This window comes from Streptomyces macrolidinus, from assembly GCF_023887685.1.
Classification (GTDB): domain Bacteria; phylum Actinomycetota; class Actinomycetes; order Streptomycetales; family Streptomycetaceae; genus Streptomyces; species Streptomyces macrolidinus.
Genome location: NZ_JAMWMR010000028.1, coordinates 18,594 through 33,743 on the forward strand (window position 1 = coordinate 18,594; position 15,150 = coordinate 33,743).

Here is a 15,150-nt window from a genome sequence, read left to right on the forward strand (position 1 = left end):
GACCGAGTGGACTAGACCTCTCTCGGCCAAGGCGCCACACTGTCACCGTGAGACATGTCATCGCCCTCGATGTGGGCGGCACCGGGATGAAGGCTGCCCTGGTAGGGGCCGGAGGTGAGCTGCTGCACCAGGCGCGCCGGGCGACCGAACGCGAGCGCGGGCCCGACGCCGTGGTGGAGTCGATCCTCGGCTTCGCCGCCGAGCTGCGCGCCCAGGGCGAGCGGCGGTTCGGCGTGCCCGCGGTGGCCGCGGGCGTCGCCGTCCCCGGCATCGTCGACGCCGACCAGGGCATCGCCGCCTACTCCGCCAACCTCGGCTGGCGCGACGTACCGCTGCGCGCGCTGCTCAGCCGCCGCCTGGGCGGCGCGCCCGTCGCGCTCGGGCACGACGTCCGCACCGGCGGGCTCGCCGAGGGCCGGATCGGCGCGGGCCGGGGGGCGGACCGCTTCCTGTTCGTGCCGCTGGGCACCGGCATCGCGGGCGCCATCGGGATCGGCGGCCGGGTGGAGGCCGGGGCGCACGGCTTCGCGGGCGAGATCGGCCATGTCGTCGTACGGCCCGGCGGCCTCGCCTGTCCGTGCGGCCAGTACGGCTGTCTGGAGCGGTACGGCTCCGCGGCGGCCGTCAGCGACGCCTGGGCCGAGGCCTCCGGCGACCCCGAGGCGGACGCGGCCGACTGCGCCAAGGCCGTGGAGTCCGGGGACCCGCGGGCCCTGAAGGTCTGGCAGGACGCCGTGGACGCACTCGCGGACGGCCTGGTCACCGCGCTCACCCTGCTGGACCCGCGAACGATGATCATCGGCGGTGGGCTCGCCGAGGCGGGCGAGACGCTGTTCACCCCGCTGCGCGCGGCCGTGCGGCGCCGCGTCACCTTCCAGAAGCTGCCGTCCATCGTCCCCGCCGCCCTCGGCGACACGGCCGGCTGCCTGGGCGCGGGACTCCTCGCCTGGGATCTCCTCGACGAATCCGCCGACCCGGACCACACCGCTGACTCCCCGGAGGTACCCCGTGATGGCCGCTAGCAAGGTTCTCTCCGGTGCCCGCGTGGTGCTGCCCACCGGGATCGTGCCCGAGGGCCGCGTCGCCGTGACGGGCACCCGGATCGCCGAGCGCGCCGACGAGGGCGCGGAGACCGTCGATGTCACCGGGCACTGGCTGGTCCCCGGCTTCGTCGATCTGCACAACCACGGGGGCGGCGGCGCGTCCTTCGCGGGCACGGCCGAGGAGGCCCTGACGGTCGTCCGCGCCCACCGGCTGCACGGCACCACCACCGTCGTCGCCTCGACCGTCACCGACGACCTCGACGTGCTCGCCCGCCAGGCCGGGCTGCTGGCCGAACTGGCCGAGCAGGGCGACATCGCCGGGATCCACTTCGAGGGGCCGTTCATCTCCCCGTGCCGCAAGGGCGCGCACTCCGAGTCCCTGCTGCGCGACCCGGACCCGGCGCAGGTGCGCAAGCTGATCGAGGCGGCCCGCGGCCGGGCGAAGATGGTCACGCTCGCCACCGAACTGCCCGGCGGTGTCGACTCCGTGCGGCTGCTCGCCGAGCACGGGGTGATCGCGGCGATCGGGCACACGGACGCGACGTACGAGCAGACGGTGGCGGCGATCGACGCGGGCGCCACCGTCGCGACGCATCTGTTCAACGCGATGCCGCAACTCGGCCACCGCGCGCCCGGTCCCGTCGCCGCGCTCCTCGAAGACGAGCGGGTCACGGTCGAGTTGATCAACGACGGTACGCATCTGCACCCGGCCTCGCTGCAGTTGGCGTTCCATCACGCGGGCGCGGGGCGGGTCGCGTTCATCACGGACGCGATGGACGCGGCCGGGAGCGGCGACGGCCGGTATCTGCTCGGCCCGCTGGAGGTCGAGGTCACCGAGGGCGTGGCGCGGTTGGTGGAGGGCGGCTCGATCGCGGGCTCGACGCTCACCCTGGACCGGGCGTTCCGGCGGGCCGTCACGCTCGACGGGCTTCCGGTCGAGGACGTCGTCGCCGCCCTCAGCGTCAACCCGGCGAAGCTGCTCGGCGTGTACGACCGGGTGGGTTCCCTGGAGCCCGGCAAGGACGCCGATCTGGTGCTGCTGGACGAGGAGTTCGGCCTCAAGGGTGTGATGCGCCGGGGTGAGTGGGTAGTCGATCCGCAACTGGGCTGATTCGTCAGCGTTTTGGCGTACGGCGGTCGCCCGGGGCGGGTGGGACGGCCGCCGAGCCGTTTGGCATGATCGTGCCGCACCGCGCCGCGGCACGCGCCACATCCGCATGCGAGGGAGGTCCACCGGGTGATCCTGACGGTCACGCTGAACACCGCTCTCGATGTCACCTATCACGTACGGGCGTTGAGGCCGCACACCTCGCACCGGGTGACCGAGGTGACCGAACGGCCCGGCGGCAAGGGCCTGAACGTGGCCCGTGTCCTCGCCGCGCTCGGCCACGAGGTGACCGCCACGGGCTTCGCGGGCGGCGCGACCGGCCGCTCCCTCAAGGACCAACTCGCCCACTCGCCGGGCATCGTGGACGCGCTGATCCCGGTCGAGGGCGTGACCCGGCGCACCGTCGCGGTGGTCGACGACAGCACCGGCGACGCCACCCAACTCAACGAGCCGGGACCGGAGATCACCCCCGAGGACTGGTCGGCGTTCCTGACGACGTACGAGGAACTGGTGCGCTCCGCCTCGGCCGTGGCCCTGTGCGGCAGTCTGCCGCCGGGGGTGCCGGTGGGCGCGTACGCCCGACTGGTGCGCACCGCACGCACGTCGGGCCTGCCCGTGCTGCTCGACACCAGTGGTGAACCGCTGCGTCGCGGGGTCGCGGCCCGCCCGGACATCGTCAAGCCGAACGCCGACGAACTGGCCGAACTCACCGGCTCGCACGAGCCGTTGCGGGCCGCGCAGGACGCCCGCCGACGCGGGGCGCACACGGTGGTCGCCTCGTTGGGCGCCGAGGGCCTGCTCGCCGTGACCGCTCAGGGCCGCTGGCGCGCGGCCCCACCGCGCCGCGTCCGGGGCAACCCGACGGGCGCGGGCGACGCGGCGGTCGCGGGCCTGCTGTCGGGCCTGGTGGAACACCTGCCCTGGCCGGACCGCCTGACCCGCGCGGTGGCCCTGTCGACGGCGACGGTACTGGCCCCGGTGGCGGGCGAGTTCGACCGGCGGACGTACGAGGAGCTGCTGGAGCAGGTGACGGTGACGGGCGAGGCGACGGCGGCGTGATCCCGCCGGGGGACTACTGCTTCCAGCCCTCCGCCAGCCACAACTGGTCGAAGTTCGCGTTGCACTGGTTCCCCTGCTCGCAGGAGATCCGGATCGTGTTGGTGCCCTTGTTCAGCTCGATCCAGTTGTACCGGTTCGTCCAGCCCTTCTCCCAGTCGCCTTCGGGCGCCTGCGCGAAGTTCTTCAGCTCCAGGGGCTTGGTCTGCGGTGTGCCGTTGACCGACAGGGTGGCGTTGCCGTCGGTTCCCGGCACGCCGTAGTTGCTGTACAGCGTGTACTTGCCGGTCGTGGGGACGTCCACGGACCAGGTCAGGGCGGCACCGGCCTGGTTGAGCGTCACATAGGACCCGTCCTCGGACCTGGCGCCCTTGACGTCGGACGCCGCCGCCGCGCCGCCGTCCAGCTTCAGCGCCTTCGCGTCCGTCTTCGGCAGGTCCGCGCTCTTCGGCGGGTGCTTGGTCGTCGTGGGCTCGCTCGGCTCGGTGGCCTGTTCGGTCGTCTCGGTGACCGTCGGCCGGTTGTCGGCCTCGTCGTCCTTCGAGTCGCCACCGATCATCGCGACGCTGATGCCGATCACGACCGCGGCCACCACCGCGACCGCGCCGATCAGCAGCACCTTGGTGTTGGGCCCGCGGCCCCGGCCGCCCGCGCCGCCGCCCGGACCCATCGGTGTCTGCCGGGTCGGCGCGCCGCCCGGCATGGTCTCGGGCGCCGCGTAGTGCGCGTTCGGCTGGCCGTACGCCTGCTGGGGCGGCTGGCCGTAGGCGCCCGCGGGGGGCTGCTGCGGCTGGCCGTACTGACGCTGTCCGACCGCACGCACTCTGTTGACGGAGCCCGGGTAGCCGTAGCCACCGGTGGGTGGCTGGGCACCGTTGGCCTGGCCATCGGCGTAGAGGTAGCCGAACGGGTCGTCGTCCTCGGGCGTGCTCGCGCCGTTGTCGCCGGCCGTCATCCCTTGGTCTCCTCAACAGGTGCGGGTCCAGATGCGTATGTGGCTGAATGGCGAGCCTACCTGCTCCCAGGAACCCCTACGGGTGTTCTCCCCGTCACCCATTCGCTGACCTGCGGTTCAGCCCGCGCGCCTGTGCTGTTTGGGACGAGATCGTTTCTCTACGTACATCCGTTCGTCAGCCGACTTCAACACTTCGTCGGCCGTCATGCCGCAATGGGCCCAGCCGATACCGAAGCTGGCGCCGACCCGCATCGCGCGGCCGTCGACCCGGATGGGCTGGATGATCTCGTTGCGCAGCCGCACCGCGAGGTCCTGCGCGTCGGCCTTGCCGAGCCCGTCGGCGAGGACGACGAACTCGTCACCGCCGAGCCGCGCGACCGTGTCCCCGTCGCGCACGCCGTTGCTGAGCCGCCGGGCGACCTCGATCAGGACGGCGTCGCCCGCGTTGTGCCCGAAGCGGTCGTTGATCGACTTGAAGCCGTCGAGGTCGCAGAAGAGCACCGCGAGCCCCTTCGTGCCGTCGTCCATGCCGCCTTCGGGGGTGACGGTGTGCACATGGTGGTCGAAGGCGTCGTACGGTCCGGGCCCTGCATGGAGGTCGAAGGCGTGCCCGCCGCTCTCGTACCCGGCCGGATGCCCCGCGCCCGGCCCCGCGTCGCCTTCGTACACGACCGGATGATCCGCGCGGTGCGCGCCGCCGCCTTCGTACGCCGCCGGATGACCGGCCGCATGGCTCCCGTACGCGGCGTCCAGGGAGTCGGCCGCGCTCGGCGGCAGGGCGTGCGGGCGCTGGCAGAGGCGGGCGGACAACCGGGAGCGCAGCTCGGCCGAGTTGGGCAGGCCGGTGAGGGAGTCATGGGAGGCGCGATGGGCGAGCTGCAGCTCGCGGCGCTTGCGTTCCTCTATGTCCTCGACGTGGGTGAGCAGGAAGCGGGGCCCGTCGGCGGCGTCGGCGACGACGGAGTTGCGCAGCGACACCCATACATACGTGCCGTCCCGGCGCACCAGCCGGAGTTCGGCCCGCCCGCCCTCCGCGGAGGTGCGCAGCAGGGTGCCTATGTCCTCGGGGTGGACGAGGTCGGCGAAGGAGTAGCGGCGCAGGGCGGAGGCGGGGCGGCCGAGCAGTCGGCAGAGCGCGTCGTTGGTCCGCAGGATCCGCCCGTGCTGGTCGCCGCCCAGCTCGGCGATGGCCATGCCGGAGGGCGCGTACTCGAAGGCCTGGCGGAAGGACTCCTCGCTGGCGCGCAGGGCCTGCTGCTCCCGCTCGAGACGGACCAGCGCCCGCTGCATGTTGGCCCGCAGCCGGGCGTTGCTGATGGCGATGGCGGCCTGGAACGCGTACATCTGGAGCGCCTCGCGCCCCCAGGCGCCGGGCCGTCGCCCGTTGCGCGGGCGGTCCACCGAGATGATCCCTATGAGTTCGCCCGCGGCACCGCCCGGGACGTTGGGCGTGCGCATGGGGGCGAAGAGGCGGTCGGAGGGGTGCCACTCGTCCTCGAAGCGGGGATCGGGGCCGCCGGTGTACCACTGCGGTACGTCGTCCTCGTCGAGGATCCAGCCCTCGGTGTGGGGTATGAACCGCAGGTCTCCCCAGGCCTCGCCCATGTCCAGCCGGCGCTCCCAGGAGGCGCGGGAGCCGACGCGGCCGGTGATCAGCGCCTCGGCGGCGGGGTCACCGGCGAACGCGGCCACGACGAGGTCGCCGTCCGAGCGGACGAGGTTGACGGCCGCCAGTTCGTAGCCGAGGCCGCTGACGACGCCTTCGGCGACGGTCTGGAGGGTGTCCGCCAGGCTGCGGGCGGTGTTCATGTCCGCCATCACCTGATGCAACTGTCGCAGGGTCGCAAGACGGACGTACGGCTCGGATTCGGCCTCCACTCGCCCTCCCCTCGAGGTCTCGCAGCAACTCCAGGGACGCGTCGGGTTCCACGGTTCTCTCGGTCTGTCTCGCCGACGCTACTGCGCGTACTCCGTAGGTAGCGTGGTGCAGCGTCACCGCCACTGAATCACAGCGCGCTGCCCACTAGGTACACAGGGTCAACAAATAACGACTCCTGTGACTCAAGTCACAGCTATGTGTGGGTGGTTGAGCGGGGACTCTCGCGCTTCCCGTGCGCTTCCCGAGCACGCCTCGGGCCTGTGGAGACGGTGCGATCATACGCGTCAACTCACGTACGCCCAGGGCGGGTTGAGACGAGGACGAGGACGGGCTCCGACCTGCGGTCCGGCGCTGGTCCTAGGTCCCGATCGGGGCTTTGGTCCGATGTGTCGGCCCGGGGACGGCGACTAGCGTGCTCACGTGCTCAAGACTCCTGCCGCCCCCTGCGTCCCCGCCGTCCCGCCCGCCTCCGGGCATGCTGAGGGGGTGAGCAACGACGAGTTCCGCGCCGCCATGTCCCGGCTGGCCGCGGGTGTGGTCCTGGTGACCGCGCACGAGCCGGCGCTGACCCCGGACGGGCCGCGCGGCGAGGACGTCGGCATGACGGCGACCGCCTTCCTGTCGGTGTCCCTGGACCCGCCGCTGGTCCTGGTGAGTCTGCGCGAGGGGTCCCGGATGGACGATCTGCTCGCCGAGCAGCCGATGTGGGCGGTCTCCGTCCTCGCGGAGAGCCAGCGGCACATCGCGGGCCGCTTCGCGATGAAGGGTCGCATCAGCGACCGGCTGCTGTTCGAGGACATCCCGTACGTGCGCGGCGAGACCAGTGGCGCACCGCTGGTCGGCGGGGCCCTCGCGACCCTGGAGTGCCGTACGGAGCAGCGGGTGCCCGCGGGCGACCACACGCTGGTCATCGGCCGGGTCCTCACGGCCGAGGTCCCGAGCGCGGACGGCGGACCGCTGCTGTACTTCCGGGGGCGCTACCGGCACCTGGGCTGACGCCGGGCGCGAGCGGTAATTCCGTGGCCGACCGGTGATCTTCCCGCCTACCGTGCGCGGATGACCCCGATGACAGCGACAGACCAGAACCAGACGACGACCGCCCCGCGCCTCGAAGAGGTCACACCCCGGAACTTCGACGCCGCGATCGGGATCCAGGTCCGCCCGGACCAGGAGCACGCCGTCTCCCCCGTCGTCCGGTCACTGGCGGAGGCGTACGTCCATCCCGCGGGCGTCGCCTGGCCGCGTCTGATCGTCGACGGCGAGCGTGCGGTGGGCTTCCTCATGGCCTTCTTCGACATCGACTGGCACGGCGACGGCACGGTCTTCCGTTCCGGCCTGTGGCGGTTGAACATCGCGGCGGGTGAACAGGGCCGGGGGTACGGCCGGTTCGCCGTGGAGTCCGTGGCCACCGAGATACAGCGCCGGGGCGGCGACCAGCTCTACGTCACCTGGCATCCCGGACCGGACGGCCCCGAGGAGTTCTATCTGAGGCTCGGCTTCCGGAAGACCGGCGAGACGAGCGAGGACGAGACGGTGGGCGTACTGGACCTGCGCCAGACCGCTACGTGCTAGCCCCAATCGCGCCCTGAACGGCCTCGCTTGGTCTCCGAGCGCTGCTTCTTCTCGCGCAGCCTGCGTTCGTTGATGCCGCGCGGGATACGCGTCGCCCGGCGGGGCCGGGGCGGTGGGGCGCTCGCCTCCGCGAGCAGGGAGGCGAGGCGTACGGCGGCGGCCTCGCGGTTGCGCCACTGCGAGCGGTGCTCGGAGGCGCGCACGCTGACGACGCCGTCCACCAGGCGCCCCGCGAGCCGTTCGAGGGCCCGCTCCTTCCACACTGCGGGCAGCGCCTCGGTGTTCGCGAGGTCGAAGCGCAACTCCACCTGCGTGTCACTGGTGTTGACGTGCTGTCCACCGGGTCCGGACGAGCGCGAGAAACGCCACATCAGCTCGGCCTCGGGGAGCGAGACGGAGCCACGGATGACGTAAGGACCGGACATGCCTCCATGGTCGCGCGCCTGTCCGAGCCGCGTCACCCCGTTTTCGTGCAATCGGGTAAAGAAAGTAAAGGGGGCCGGAACCATGGGGACCCCTCTCGACGTTGCAACCGATAGCGGTAGCTTCGTGACCGTACGAAGCCGCACACAACGCACCGCGTACGCGACCAGGGAAGGAACTCCCCACCATGGCTGTAAGCCTGTCCAAGGGTGGCAACGTCTCGCTCACCAAGGAGGCCCCGGGCCTGACCGCCGTCACCGTGGGCCTGGGCTGGGACGTCCGCACCACCACGGGTACGGACTTCGACCTCGACGCGTCCGCGATCGCGGTCAACCCCGAGGGCAAGGTCTACTCGGACCAGCACTTCGTCTTCTTCAACAACAAGCAGACCCCGGACAACACGATCGTCCACACCGGCGACAACCGCACGGGCGAGGGCGCGGGCGACGACGAGGCGATCAACGTCAACCTGGCGGGGCTCCCGGCCGACATCGACAAGGTCGTCTTCCCGGTCTCCATCTACGACGCGGAGACCCGCTCGCAGAACTTCGGCCAGGTCCGCAACGCGTACATCCGCGTGGTGAACCAGGCGGGCGGCCAGGAGATCGCCCGCTACGACCTCTCGGAGGACGCGGCCACGGAGACGGCCATGGTCTTCGGCGAGCTGTACCGCAACGGCGCGGAGTGGAAGTTCCGCGCGGTGGGCCAGGGTTACGCCTCGGGCCTGGTCGGCATCGCCCAGGACTTCGGCGTCAACGTCTGACGATGATCGGCGCCAAGGCCCCCCGGTGATCCGCGAGTTCGGGGGGCCTTCGCCTTGCGTCAGCCGAGCGGGCAGGTCAGCCCGGGGTGATGCCGGTTCGGGCAGCACACGACGTTGAGCGACACGATGCCGCCCGAGCGGTTGTAGTAGACCCAGCTCACGTCCACGCCGACGGGCAGTACGTCGAGCACGTACGCGCGCTTGGTGTCCAGGTCCACGTACGCCTGACGCCCGTCCTCGCGCTCCATCGGCGGATGGTCGAGGAACTGCCGCGTCAGCCAGTCCAGGACCACGGCCGAGTCGTCCCAGGTCCGTTCGGCCGAGGTCCGGCCGCGCTTCATCAGCCAGTGGCCCGACATCATGGGCGGCAGCTCGGAGGTCGCGAACTCGGCGGCCACCTCGCGATACCGCTGCTGCACGCGGACGGCCACCTTGTCGTCGTCCGAGACGGGCGGCGCCGGGGGGTCGGGGTGGACGGGCCGCCGGTCACCTTCTCGGTGGTACTGGTCGGGCGAACCGATCCAGGGGCCGTAGCCGTGGAAGTGTCCTGTCCAACTCATAGGCGCCGGTGTAGCAGGACCGGAGGGTGGGGCCCCGCTACACGCGGAGCGCCCACCGGAATTCACCCGGAGCGGGAGAGTTGCCCGGATTCAGCCCCGGAGCCCGTCACACTTGACCGCACCGACGAACGACGCCCAGGCGGCGGCCTCGAAGACGAGCGCTCCGCGGGCGGGGTCCTTGCTGTCGCGGACGGGGACGACGGAGGGGAGGTTGTGGGCGACCTCGACGCAGTTGCCACCGTCCGGGTTGCTGTAGCTGCTCTTGCGCCAGGCGGCTGTGCTCAGGAAGTCGTCTGAGACCTCTATGCAGGCGCCGCCGTCCGGATTGCTGTAGCTGCTCTTGCGCCACGTCGCACGGGTCAGGTCGATCGCTCGCACGGCACTTCCTCCACCATCCGCAGGACGAACTTGCGCGACTCGACCGGGTTCAGAGCCACGTCGCGCATCGCATCGTACGCACGCTGCAACCGCTCAACAGAGCTGTTTTCCTCGATGAGTTCACCACGATGGGCGTTCTCTGTGTACGCCACCGTACGCCCGTCCAGCAATCGCAGGAACATCACGTCGGTGCTCACCAGCCCGTGCAGACCAGCATCCTGCGGCAGCACCTGAAGCGTGATGTTCGGGCGCTCCGACGCGTCGAGCAAGAACTCCAACTGCTCTCGCCACTCCCCCGCATTGCCCAGCGGCGTACGGAGAACCGCCTCCGTAAGGAGTGCGCGGAACGGCGACGCTTCCTCCCCCTCCAGCAACTTCCGTCGTCCGGTGCGCGCTTCGACCTGCTGGTCCAACTCCTTGCCCTTGGCTCCGCCCAGCGCAAGCACCTCGCGTGCGTAATCGTCGGTCTGAAGCAGACCATGAATGGTGCTCACCCCGAAGTGCCACAGGCTCATCGCCTCAGCCTCCAGCAACATGTACCGCCGGTACTGCTCCTTGAACTGCGACGGATCCCCCACCGCCAGTTCCCACAACGCCAGCAGCAACCCCGGTGTCCCGTAGTACTGGTCCAGCGCCTGCACCACCTCCGGGCTCCCCAGCGTCTGGCCGCTCTCCATCTTCCCGAACAGCGACCAGTCCCAGCCCAGCGCCTCACCCAGCTTGCGCAGGCTCAGCCCCCGTTCCGTACGCAGCAACCGCAGCTCCTCCGCGAAGCGCCTGCGCGGCTCCTGGCTGCGCCCCGTGATCACCCGTCTCGGCGGCATCGCGTCCTCCACTCGGCGTCGTACCTCTCGGAAGACGCAAGGTAGTTACGCCCTCGCGCCGCGCGCAGGCGTTCGCCGAAAGAACACTCTGACTGCGTACAGCCCCTGCTGTCCCCTACGTTGCAGAGCATGATCCTCACCCCGCTCCTCCTCACCCCTGGCCACGACATCCCGGCCCCGCTGCTCGCCGAACTCACCGCGCTGTACGCCTCCCACCGCGAGTTCCACGCCCTCAGCGGTGACTTCCCGGACCCGGACGACATCCGTCCCGAGCAGGTGCAGGCCGCGCTGGTCGAGGAGTTGGCGAACCCTGACTCGGAGGTTCTCCTCGCCCGCGACGCAGAGCGCCTCGTAGGGATCGCGATCACGCTCGCCCATCACCCCGATCCGGCCGACCCCGACCCGTGGATCGGGCTGCTGATGGTCGACGGCAAGGACCAACGACGCGGGCACGGACGGCAGTTGGCGTCACTGGTCGAGGAACGCTTCCGCCTCGCGAGCCGCACCGCCGTCCGGCTCGCCGTGCTGGCGAACAACCCCAAGGGCCTCGCCTTCTGGACGGCGCTCGGCTACGAGACCCTCGACCACCGCTCGGACCGCAGGCTCGGCCGCCCCTGTGCCGTACTGCGCAAGGAGCTGCGCACCCCGCGCCGGGCGGCCCGCGTCGCCGTGGTCGACCCCGAGGGCTCGGTCTTCCTCTTCCGCTACGACAACGTCGAGGTGGGCGTGTACTGGGCGCTGCCCGGCGGTGGCCTCGACGAGGGCGAGACCCCGCACGAGGCCGCCGTGCGCGAGCTGCGTGAGGAGACCGGCTGGACTGATCTGGAGCCCGGTCCGCTGCTGTGTACGTGGGAACACGACTTCGCCTACGCCGGGACCCCGGTCCACCAGCACGAGCACATCTACGTCACCCACGGCCCGCGCCGCGACCCGAGCGGCACCCACCTGGCCGCCGCCCACGCCGAGGACGGCATCCTCGGGTGGCGCTGGTGGACCCGGCGGGAGCTCGTCGAGACATCGGAGTCCGTATGGCCGCCCCGCCTGGCCGAGCTGCTGAGCACGCTGCGGCCGTGACACCATCAGCCCGTGCTCGACATCGGCTACGCCCTCTCCAACCGCTTCCCCGACCCGCCGCAGACCGACTACCGCCGTGCGGACGTCCGTGCCCTGCGGCACGACCTGTTCTGCGGTGACGTCTATCTCGCCGACACCAAGACGGACCGGGAGTTGTCCACAGCCTGGGGATGGGTGCCGGTGCTCGACTTCGCGTGGGCGCTGTGCGACATCGTCGAGCGGCTCGACCGTGACCCGCTCGGCAGTCGCGCCGCCCGGCCGCAGCAGGCGGAGCTGGACTTCACCGAGTCCACCGACCGCCTGCTCTTCGAGCGCCGCTTCGGCTGGGTGGACATCGAGGCGGAGTGGCTCCCGGCGTCCGAGCCGCCGCTCACCTTCTCCCACACCGAACTGCGCCGCGAGGCACGGGACTTCCTGCACGACCTGATCGCCGACCTGACCGACCTCCACGAGGACCTGCGGGACAACCCGGCGATCTGGACGCTCGAAGCCCGCTTCCCCCGGATCTAGGGCCTGTATCGAGTTGCCCGCCTGCGTCGCGACGCCTGGCACGACACCTCGCCGCGTTGTCGGGCTCGCCCGCGTACGCCCAGTACGCGGGCGACCCTCCGCCTTGCGAGGCTCCCCCACTGCCTGAAGGGCGTGGGAGGTGCCCCCAGCACCAGACGCCGCGACGCCCGCCCTCCGGGCGGACGACGGGCAACTCGACACAGGCCCTAGTAACGCTGTCAGCAGCGGCGCGCGTCCTGCGGCAGGGCCACCGGGGCCGGGCCGTGGGCCGCGGGCTTCGCCTCGACCATCAGGATCGCGGCCAGGCCCGCGAGGAGCATGACGCCCGCCGCCCACCAGAGGGCGACCGTGAAGCCGTGCACCGTGCCCTGCCGGACGACCGTCGCCCGCTCGGCGGGGTCGTGCAGATGCGCGGCGAGGTAGGCCGTGCCGCTGGTCGTCGCCAGGGTGTTCAGCAGGGCCGTCCCGACGGAGCCGCCCACCTGCTGCGAGGTGCTGACGGCGGCCGAGGTCACGCCCGACTCATGGGGCGCGACCCCGGCGGTCGCGGTCGCGTAGATGGGCATGAAGGTGAGGCCCATGCCCAGGCCCATCAGCACGAGACCGGGCAGGATCTCCGTGGCGTACGCGGAGTCCACCGTGATCCGGGTCAGGAGCGCCATCCCGGTCGCCGTCAGCATCGTGCCCGGTGCCATCAGCATGCGCGGCGCCACCCGGGGCAGCAGCCGGGCCGAGATCTGCGTCGAGGCCACGACGCTCGCGAGGGTCATCGGCAGATAGCCGAGGCCCGTCCGCAGGGGCGAGTAGCCGAGGACGACCTGGAGACAGAAGGTCAGCAGCAGAGAGACGCCGAAGACGCTGAAGACGGCCAGGGACATCGTCAGGAAGCACCCGGCCCGGATGCGGTCCTGAAGGATGTGCAGCGGCAGCAGCGGGCGCGGCACCCGCGACTGCCACCACACGAACACCGCGAGCAGCACCGCCCCCACCGCGAACAGGGCCAGCACCACCGGGTCGGCCCACCCCCGCGGCTGCGCCTCGCTGAACCCGTACACGAGTGCGACCAGCCCGCCGCAGCCCAGCAGCACGCCGAGGACGTCGAGGCGGGCACCCGCGTGGCCGGGGCGGTCGCGCAGCACGGTCAGGGCGCCGACGACGGCGACGATCGCGACGGGGACGTTGACATACAGACACCAGCGCCAGTCGAGGTACTGGGTCAGCAGCCCGCCCGCGAGGAACCCGATCGCCGAGCCGCTCCCCGCGACGGCGCCGTAGACGCCGAAGGCCTTCCCGCGTTCCCGCGGATCGGTGAACGTGATCGTGAGCAGGCTGAGCGCGGAGGGGGCGAGGACGGCGGCGAAGGAGCCCTGGAGCGCGCGGGCGCCGAAGAGCATCCCGGACGTGGTGGCCGCGCCGCCTATCGCCGACGCCCCGGCGAAGCCGATCAGCCCGATGACGAACGTCCGCTTGCGGCCCACCAGGTCGGCGACCCGGCCGCCGAGCAGGAGCAGCCCGCCGAAGCCCAGGGTGTACGCGGTGACGACCCACTGGCGGTTGCCGTCGGAGATACCGAGGTCGTGCTGGGCGGACGGCAGCGCGATGTTCACGATCGTCGCGTCCAGGACCACCATCAACTGGGCCATGGCGATGACCACCAGGCCCCACCAGCGGCGGGGATCGGCGTCCTCGGCTGCCGCGGGCTCTCCCGCTCGGAGGGCGATCACCCTGCCAGAAGACCATGGATCACCACGTAACGCACCTTCAGGACAGGTCAGGGAAGGGCCGGTCAGGGAGGCCTGTCGGGGGCGTTGTCAGTGGTGGGGTGCACGATGGGGACATGGTGCACGGCAAGCGGGTCGGGAAGCGGGTGGTGAAGGCGGCGCGCAGGCCTGAGGTGCGGCTGCCGGAGCTGATGGCGTTCGACGAGGGGGAGTTGACGCCGGACGGGGACTACGACGGGCTGGAGTTCCGGGACGCGGACTTCGTCGGGCAGGACGGCGGCGGCGCCCGGTTCATGGACTGCGCGCTGACGGGCTGCGCGGTGGACGAGACCCGGCTGCGCCATGCGCGGTTCCTGGACTCGGTCCTCACGGGCATACGGGGCGTGGGCACGGACCTGGCCGAGGCGACGCTGCGCGATGTGGAGCTGGTGGAGGCCCGGCTCGGCGGCGTGCAGTTGCACGGCGCGGTGCTGGAGCGGGTCCTGGTGCGCGGCGGCAAGATCGACTACCTGAACCTGCGCAAGGCCAGGCTCAAGGACGTCGTCTTCGAGGGCTGTGTCCTCGTCGAGCCGGACTTCGGGGCCGCCCGGCTGGAGCGCGTCGCGTTCACGGACTGCGTCCTGAAGGGCGCGGACCTCACGGCCGCGACCCTGGTGGACGTGGACCTGCGGGGCGCGGCGGAGCTGGACATCGCCCGCGGAGTGGACCGGCTGTCCGGCGCGGTGATCAGCCACGCCCAGCTCCTGGACCTGGCCCCCGTGCTGGCGGCGGAGATGGGGCTGCGGGTCGCCGACTGAGTCAGCCCTGCTCGCCGCCGCCCAGTTCCGCCAGCGCCTCGTCCGTCAGCCGGTACACCGTCCACTCGTCCTGCGGGCGGGCGCCCAGGGACTTGTAGAAGCCGATGGCCGGGGTGTTCCAGTCGAGCACCGACCACTCCAGGCGCTCGTAGCCGCGGGCGACGCAGAGGCGGGCCAGTTCCGTCAGCAGCGCCTTGCCGTACCCGGCGCCGCGGGCCTGCGGGCGGACGTACAGGTCCTCCAGGTAGATGCCGTGCACGCCGCGCCAGGTGGAGAAGTTCAGGAACCACAGCGCGAAGCCGACGACCTCGCCCGTCCCGTCCTCGACGACATGGGCGTAGGCCGCCGGGCGCTCGCCGAACAGGGCCTCGTGGAGCTGCTCCCGCGTCGCCCGCGCCTCGTGCGAGGCCTTCTCGTACTCGGCCAGCTCACGGATCATCGTGTGGATGAGGGGGACGTCGGCGGGGGTCGCGGTGCGGATCATGGC

17 protein-coding genes are annotated in these 15,150 nt (G+C 71.5%); 9 read left to right on the forward strand and 8 right to left on the reverse strand.

Translation table 11 applies throughout. The features are described 5' to 3' along the window. Window positions 1–47 precede the first annotated feature (47 nt). The 3 genes from NGF19_RS24950 (at window position 48) to NGF19_RS24960 (ending at window position 3,210) form a co-directional block, all read left to right on the forward strand. Window positions 48–1,022 carry an ROK family protein gene (locus NGF19_RS24950; RefSeq protein WP_252427599.1) on the forward strand — a complete coding sequence of 325 codons (975 nt, stop codon included), beginning with the start codon at window positions 48–50 and terminating at the stop codon, window positions 1,020–1,022. Further along, window positions 1,012–2,154 carry an N-acetylglucosamine-6-phosphate deacetylase gene (gene nagA, locus NGF19_RS24955; protein WP_252427600.1) on the forward strand — a complete coding sequence of 381 codons (1,143 nt, stop codon included), beginning with the start codon at window positions 1,012–1,014 and terminating at the stop codon, window positions 2,152–2,154. Before NGF19_RS24950 ends, nagA begins: the two co-directional genes overlap by 11 nt. A 126-nt stretch (window positions 2,155–2,280) precedes the next feature. Beyond that, window positions 2,281–3,210 (forward strand): 1-phosphofructokinase family hexose kinase, encoded by a 930-nt coding sequence (locus NGF19_RS24960; RefSeq protein WP_252427601.1) that lies wholly within the window; start codon window positions 2,281–2,283, stop codon window positions 3,208–3,210. Between the two features lie 13 nt (window positions 3,211–3,223). Here the strand turns inward: NGF19_RS24960 and NGF19_RS24965 are convergent, their stop codons facing one another. Together NGF19_RS24965 and cdgB are read right to left on the reverse strand one after the other, a co-directional pair. Then, complete coding sequence (locus NGF19_RS24965; RefSeq protein WP_252427602.1) at window positions 3,224–4,162, reverse strand: carbohydrate-binding protein; 939 nt, start codon at window positions 4,160–4,162, stop codon at window positions 3,224–3,226. Window positions 4,163–4,279: 117 nt separating this feature from the next. Then, complete coding sequence (gene cdgB / locus NGF19_RS24970; RefSeq protein WP_252427603.1) at window positions 4,280–6,040, reverse strand: diguanylate cyclase CdgB; 1,761 nt, start codon at window positions 6,038–6,040, stop codon at window positions 4,280–4,282. A 421-nt stretch (window positions 6,041–6,461) separates the two neighbouring features. On the opposite strand from cdgB, the gene NGF19_RS24975 reads away from it, so the two are divergent. Both NGF19_RS24975 and NGF19_RS24980 read left to right on the forward strand, forming a co-directional pair. Further along, the gene (locus NGF19_RS24975) at window positions 6,462–7,037 is read left to right on the forward strand and encodes a flavin reductase family protein (RefSeq protein WP_252427604.1); all 576 of its coding nucleotides are present in this window, start codon (window positions 6,462–6,464) and stop codon (window positions 7,035–7,037) included. Between the two features lie 60 nt (window positions 7,038–7,097). Continuing rightward, a complete protein-coding gene (locus NGF19_RS24980; RefSeq protein ID WP_252427605.1) occupies window positions 7,098–7,613 on the forward strand; it encodes a GNAT family N-acetyltransferase in 516 nt (171 codons plus the stop codon). On the opposite strand, the gene arfB is transcribed toward NGF19_RS24980, so the two are convergent. Beyond that, window positions 7,610–8,038, reverse strand: coding sequence for an alternative ribosome rescue aminoacyl-tRNA hydrolase ArfB (gene arfB, locus NGF19_RS24985; RefSeq protein WP_252427607.1), 429 nt, complete (start codon window positions 8,036–8,038; stop codon window positions 7,610–7,612). The two genes, NGF19_RS24980 and arfB, sit on opposite strands and share 4 nt — an antisense overlap. Before the next feature lie 185 nt (window positions 8,039–8,223). Between arfB and NGF19_RS24990 the strand changes: the two genes are divergently transcribed. Further along, complete coding sequence (locus NGF19_RS24990) at window positions 8,224–8,799, forward strand: TerD family protein (protein ID WP_252427608.1); 576 nt, start codon at window positions 8,224–8,226, stop codon at window positions 8,797–8,799. 59 nt (window positions 8,800–8,858) lie between these two features. On the opposite strand, the gene NGF19_RS24995 is transcribed toward NGF19_RS24990, so the two are convergent. The 3 genes from NGF19_RS24995 to NGF19_RS25005 all read right to left on the reverse strand — a co-directional run bounded on the left by NGF19_RS24995 (window position 8,859) and on the right by NGF19_RS25005 (window position 10,561). After that, window positions 8,859–9,359 (reverse strand): hypothetical protein, encoded by a 501-nt coding sequence (locus tag NGF19_RS24995; protein ID WP_252427611.1) that lies wholly within the window; start codon window positions 9,357–9,359, stop codon window positions 8,859–8,861. A gap of 90 nt (window positions 9,360–9,449) precedes the next feature. After that, window positions 9,450–9,737 (reverse strand): DUF397 domain-containing protein, encoded by a 288-nt coding sequence (locus tag NGF19_RS25000; RefSeq protein ID WP_252427613.1) that lies wholly within the window; start codon window positions 9,735–9,737, stop codon window positions 9,450–9,452. Beyond that, window positions 9,719–10,561, reverse strand: coding sequence for a helix-turn-helix domain-containing protein (locus NGF19_RS25005; RefSeq protein ID WP_252427669.1), 843 nt, complete (start codon window positions 10,559–10,561; stop codon window positions 9,719–9,721). Before NGF19_RS25005 ends, NGF19_RS25000 begins: the two co-directional genes overlap by 19 nt. A gap of 129 nt (window positions 10,562–10,690) precedes the next feature. On the opposite strand from NGF19_RS25005, the gene NGF19_RS25010 reads away from it, so the two are divergent. Next, entirely contained in the window at window positions 10,691–11,635 is a 945-nt protein-coding gene (locus NGF19_RS25010; protein WP_252427614.1) for a bifunctional GNAT family N-acetyltransferase/NUDIX hydrolase, read from the forward strand. A gap of 12 nt (window positions 11,636–11,647) precedes the next feature. Continuing rightward, window positions 11,648–12,145, forward strand: a complete 498-nt coding sequence (locus tag NGF19_RS25015; RefSeq protein ID WP_252427616.1) for a hypothetical protein — start codon at window positions 11,648–11,650, stop codon at window positions 12,143–12,145. Window positions 12,146–12,363: 218 nt separating this feature from the next. On the opposite strand, the gene NGF19_RS25020 is transcribed toward NGF19_RS25015, so the two are convergent. After that, complete coding sequence (locus NGF19_RS25020) at window positions 12,364–13,788, reverse strand: MFS transporter (protein WP_289737840.1); 1,425 nt, start codon at window positions 13,786–13,788, stop codon at window positions 12,364–12,366. 194 nt (window positions 13,789–13,982) lie between these two features. Here NGF19_RS25020 and NGF19_RS25025 point away from each other — a divergent pair, with 194 nt between their 5' ends. Then, a complete protein-coding gene (locus NGF19_RS25025; RefSeq protein WP_252427619.1) occupies window positions 13,983–14,663 on the forward strand; it encodes a pentapeptide repeat-containing protein in 681 nt (226 codons plus the stop codon). 1 nt (window position 14,664) lies between these two features. On the opposite strand, the gene NGF19_RS25030 is transcribed toward NGF19_RS25025, so the two are convergent. Next, a complete protein-coding gene (locus NGF19_RS25030) occupies window positions 14,665–15,147 on the reverse strand; it encodes a GNAT family N-acetyltransferase (protein ID WP_252427620.1) in 483 nt (160 codons plus the stop codon). Window positions 15,148–15,150: the final 3 nt, after the last annotated feature.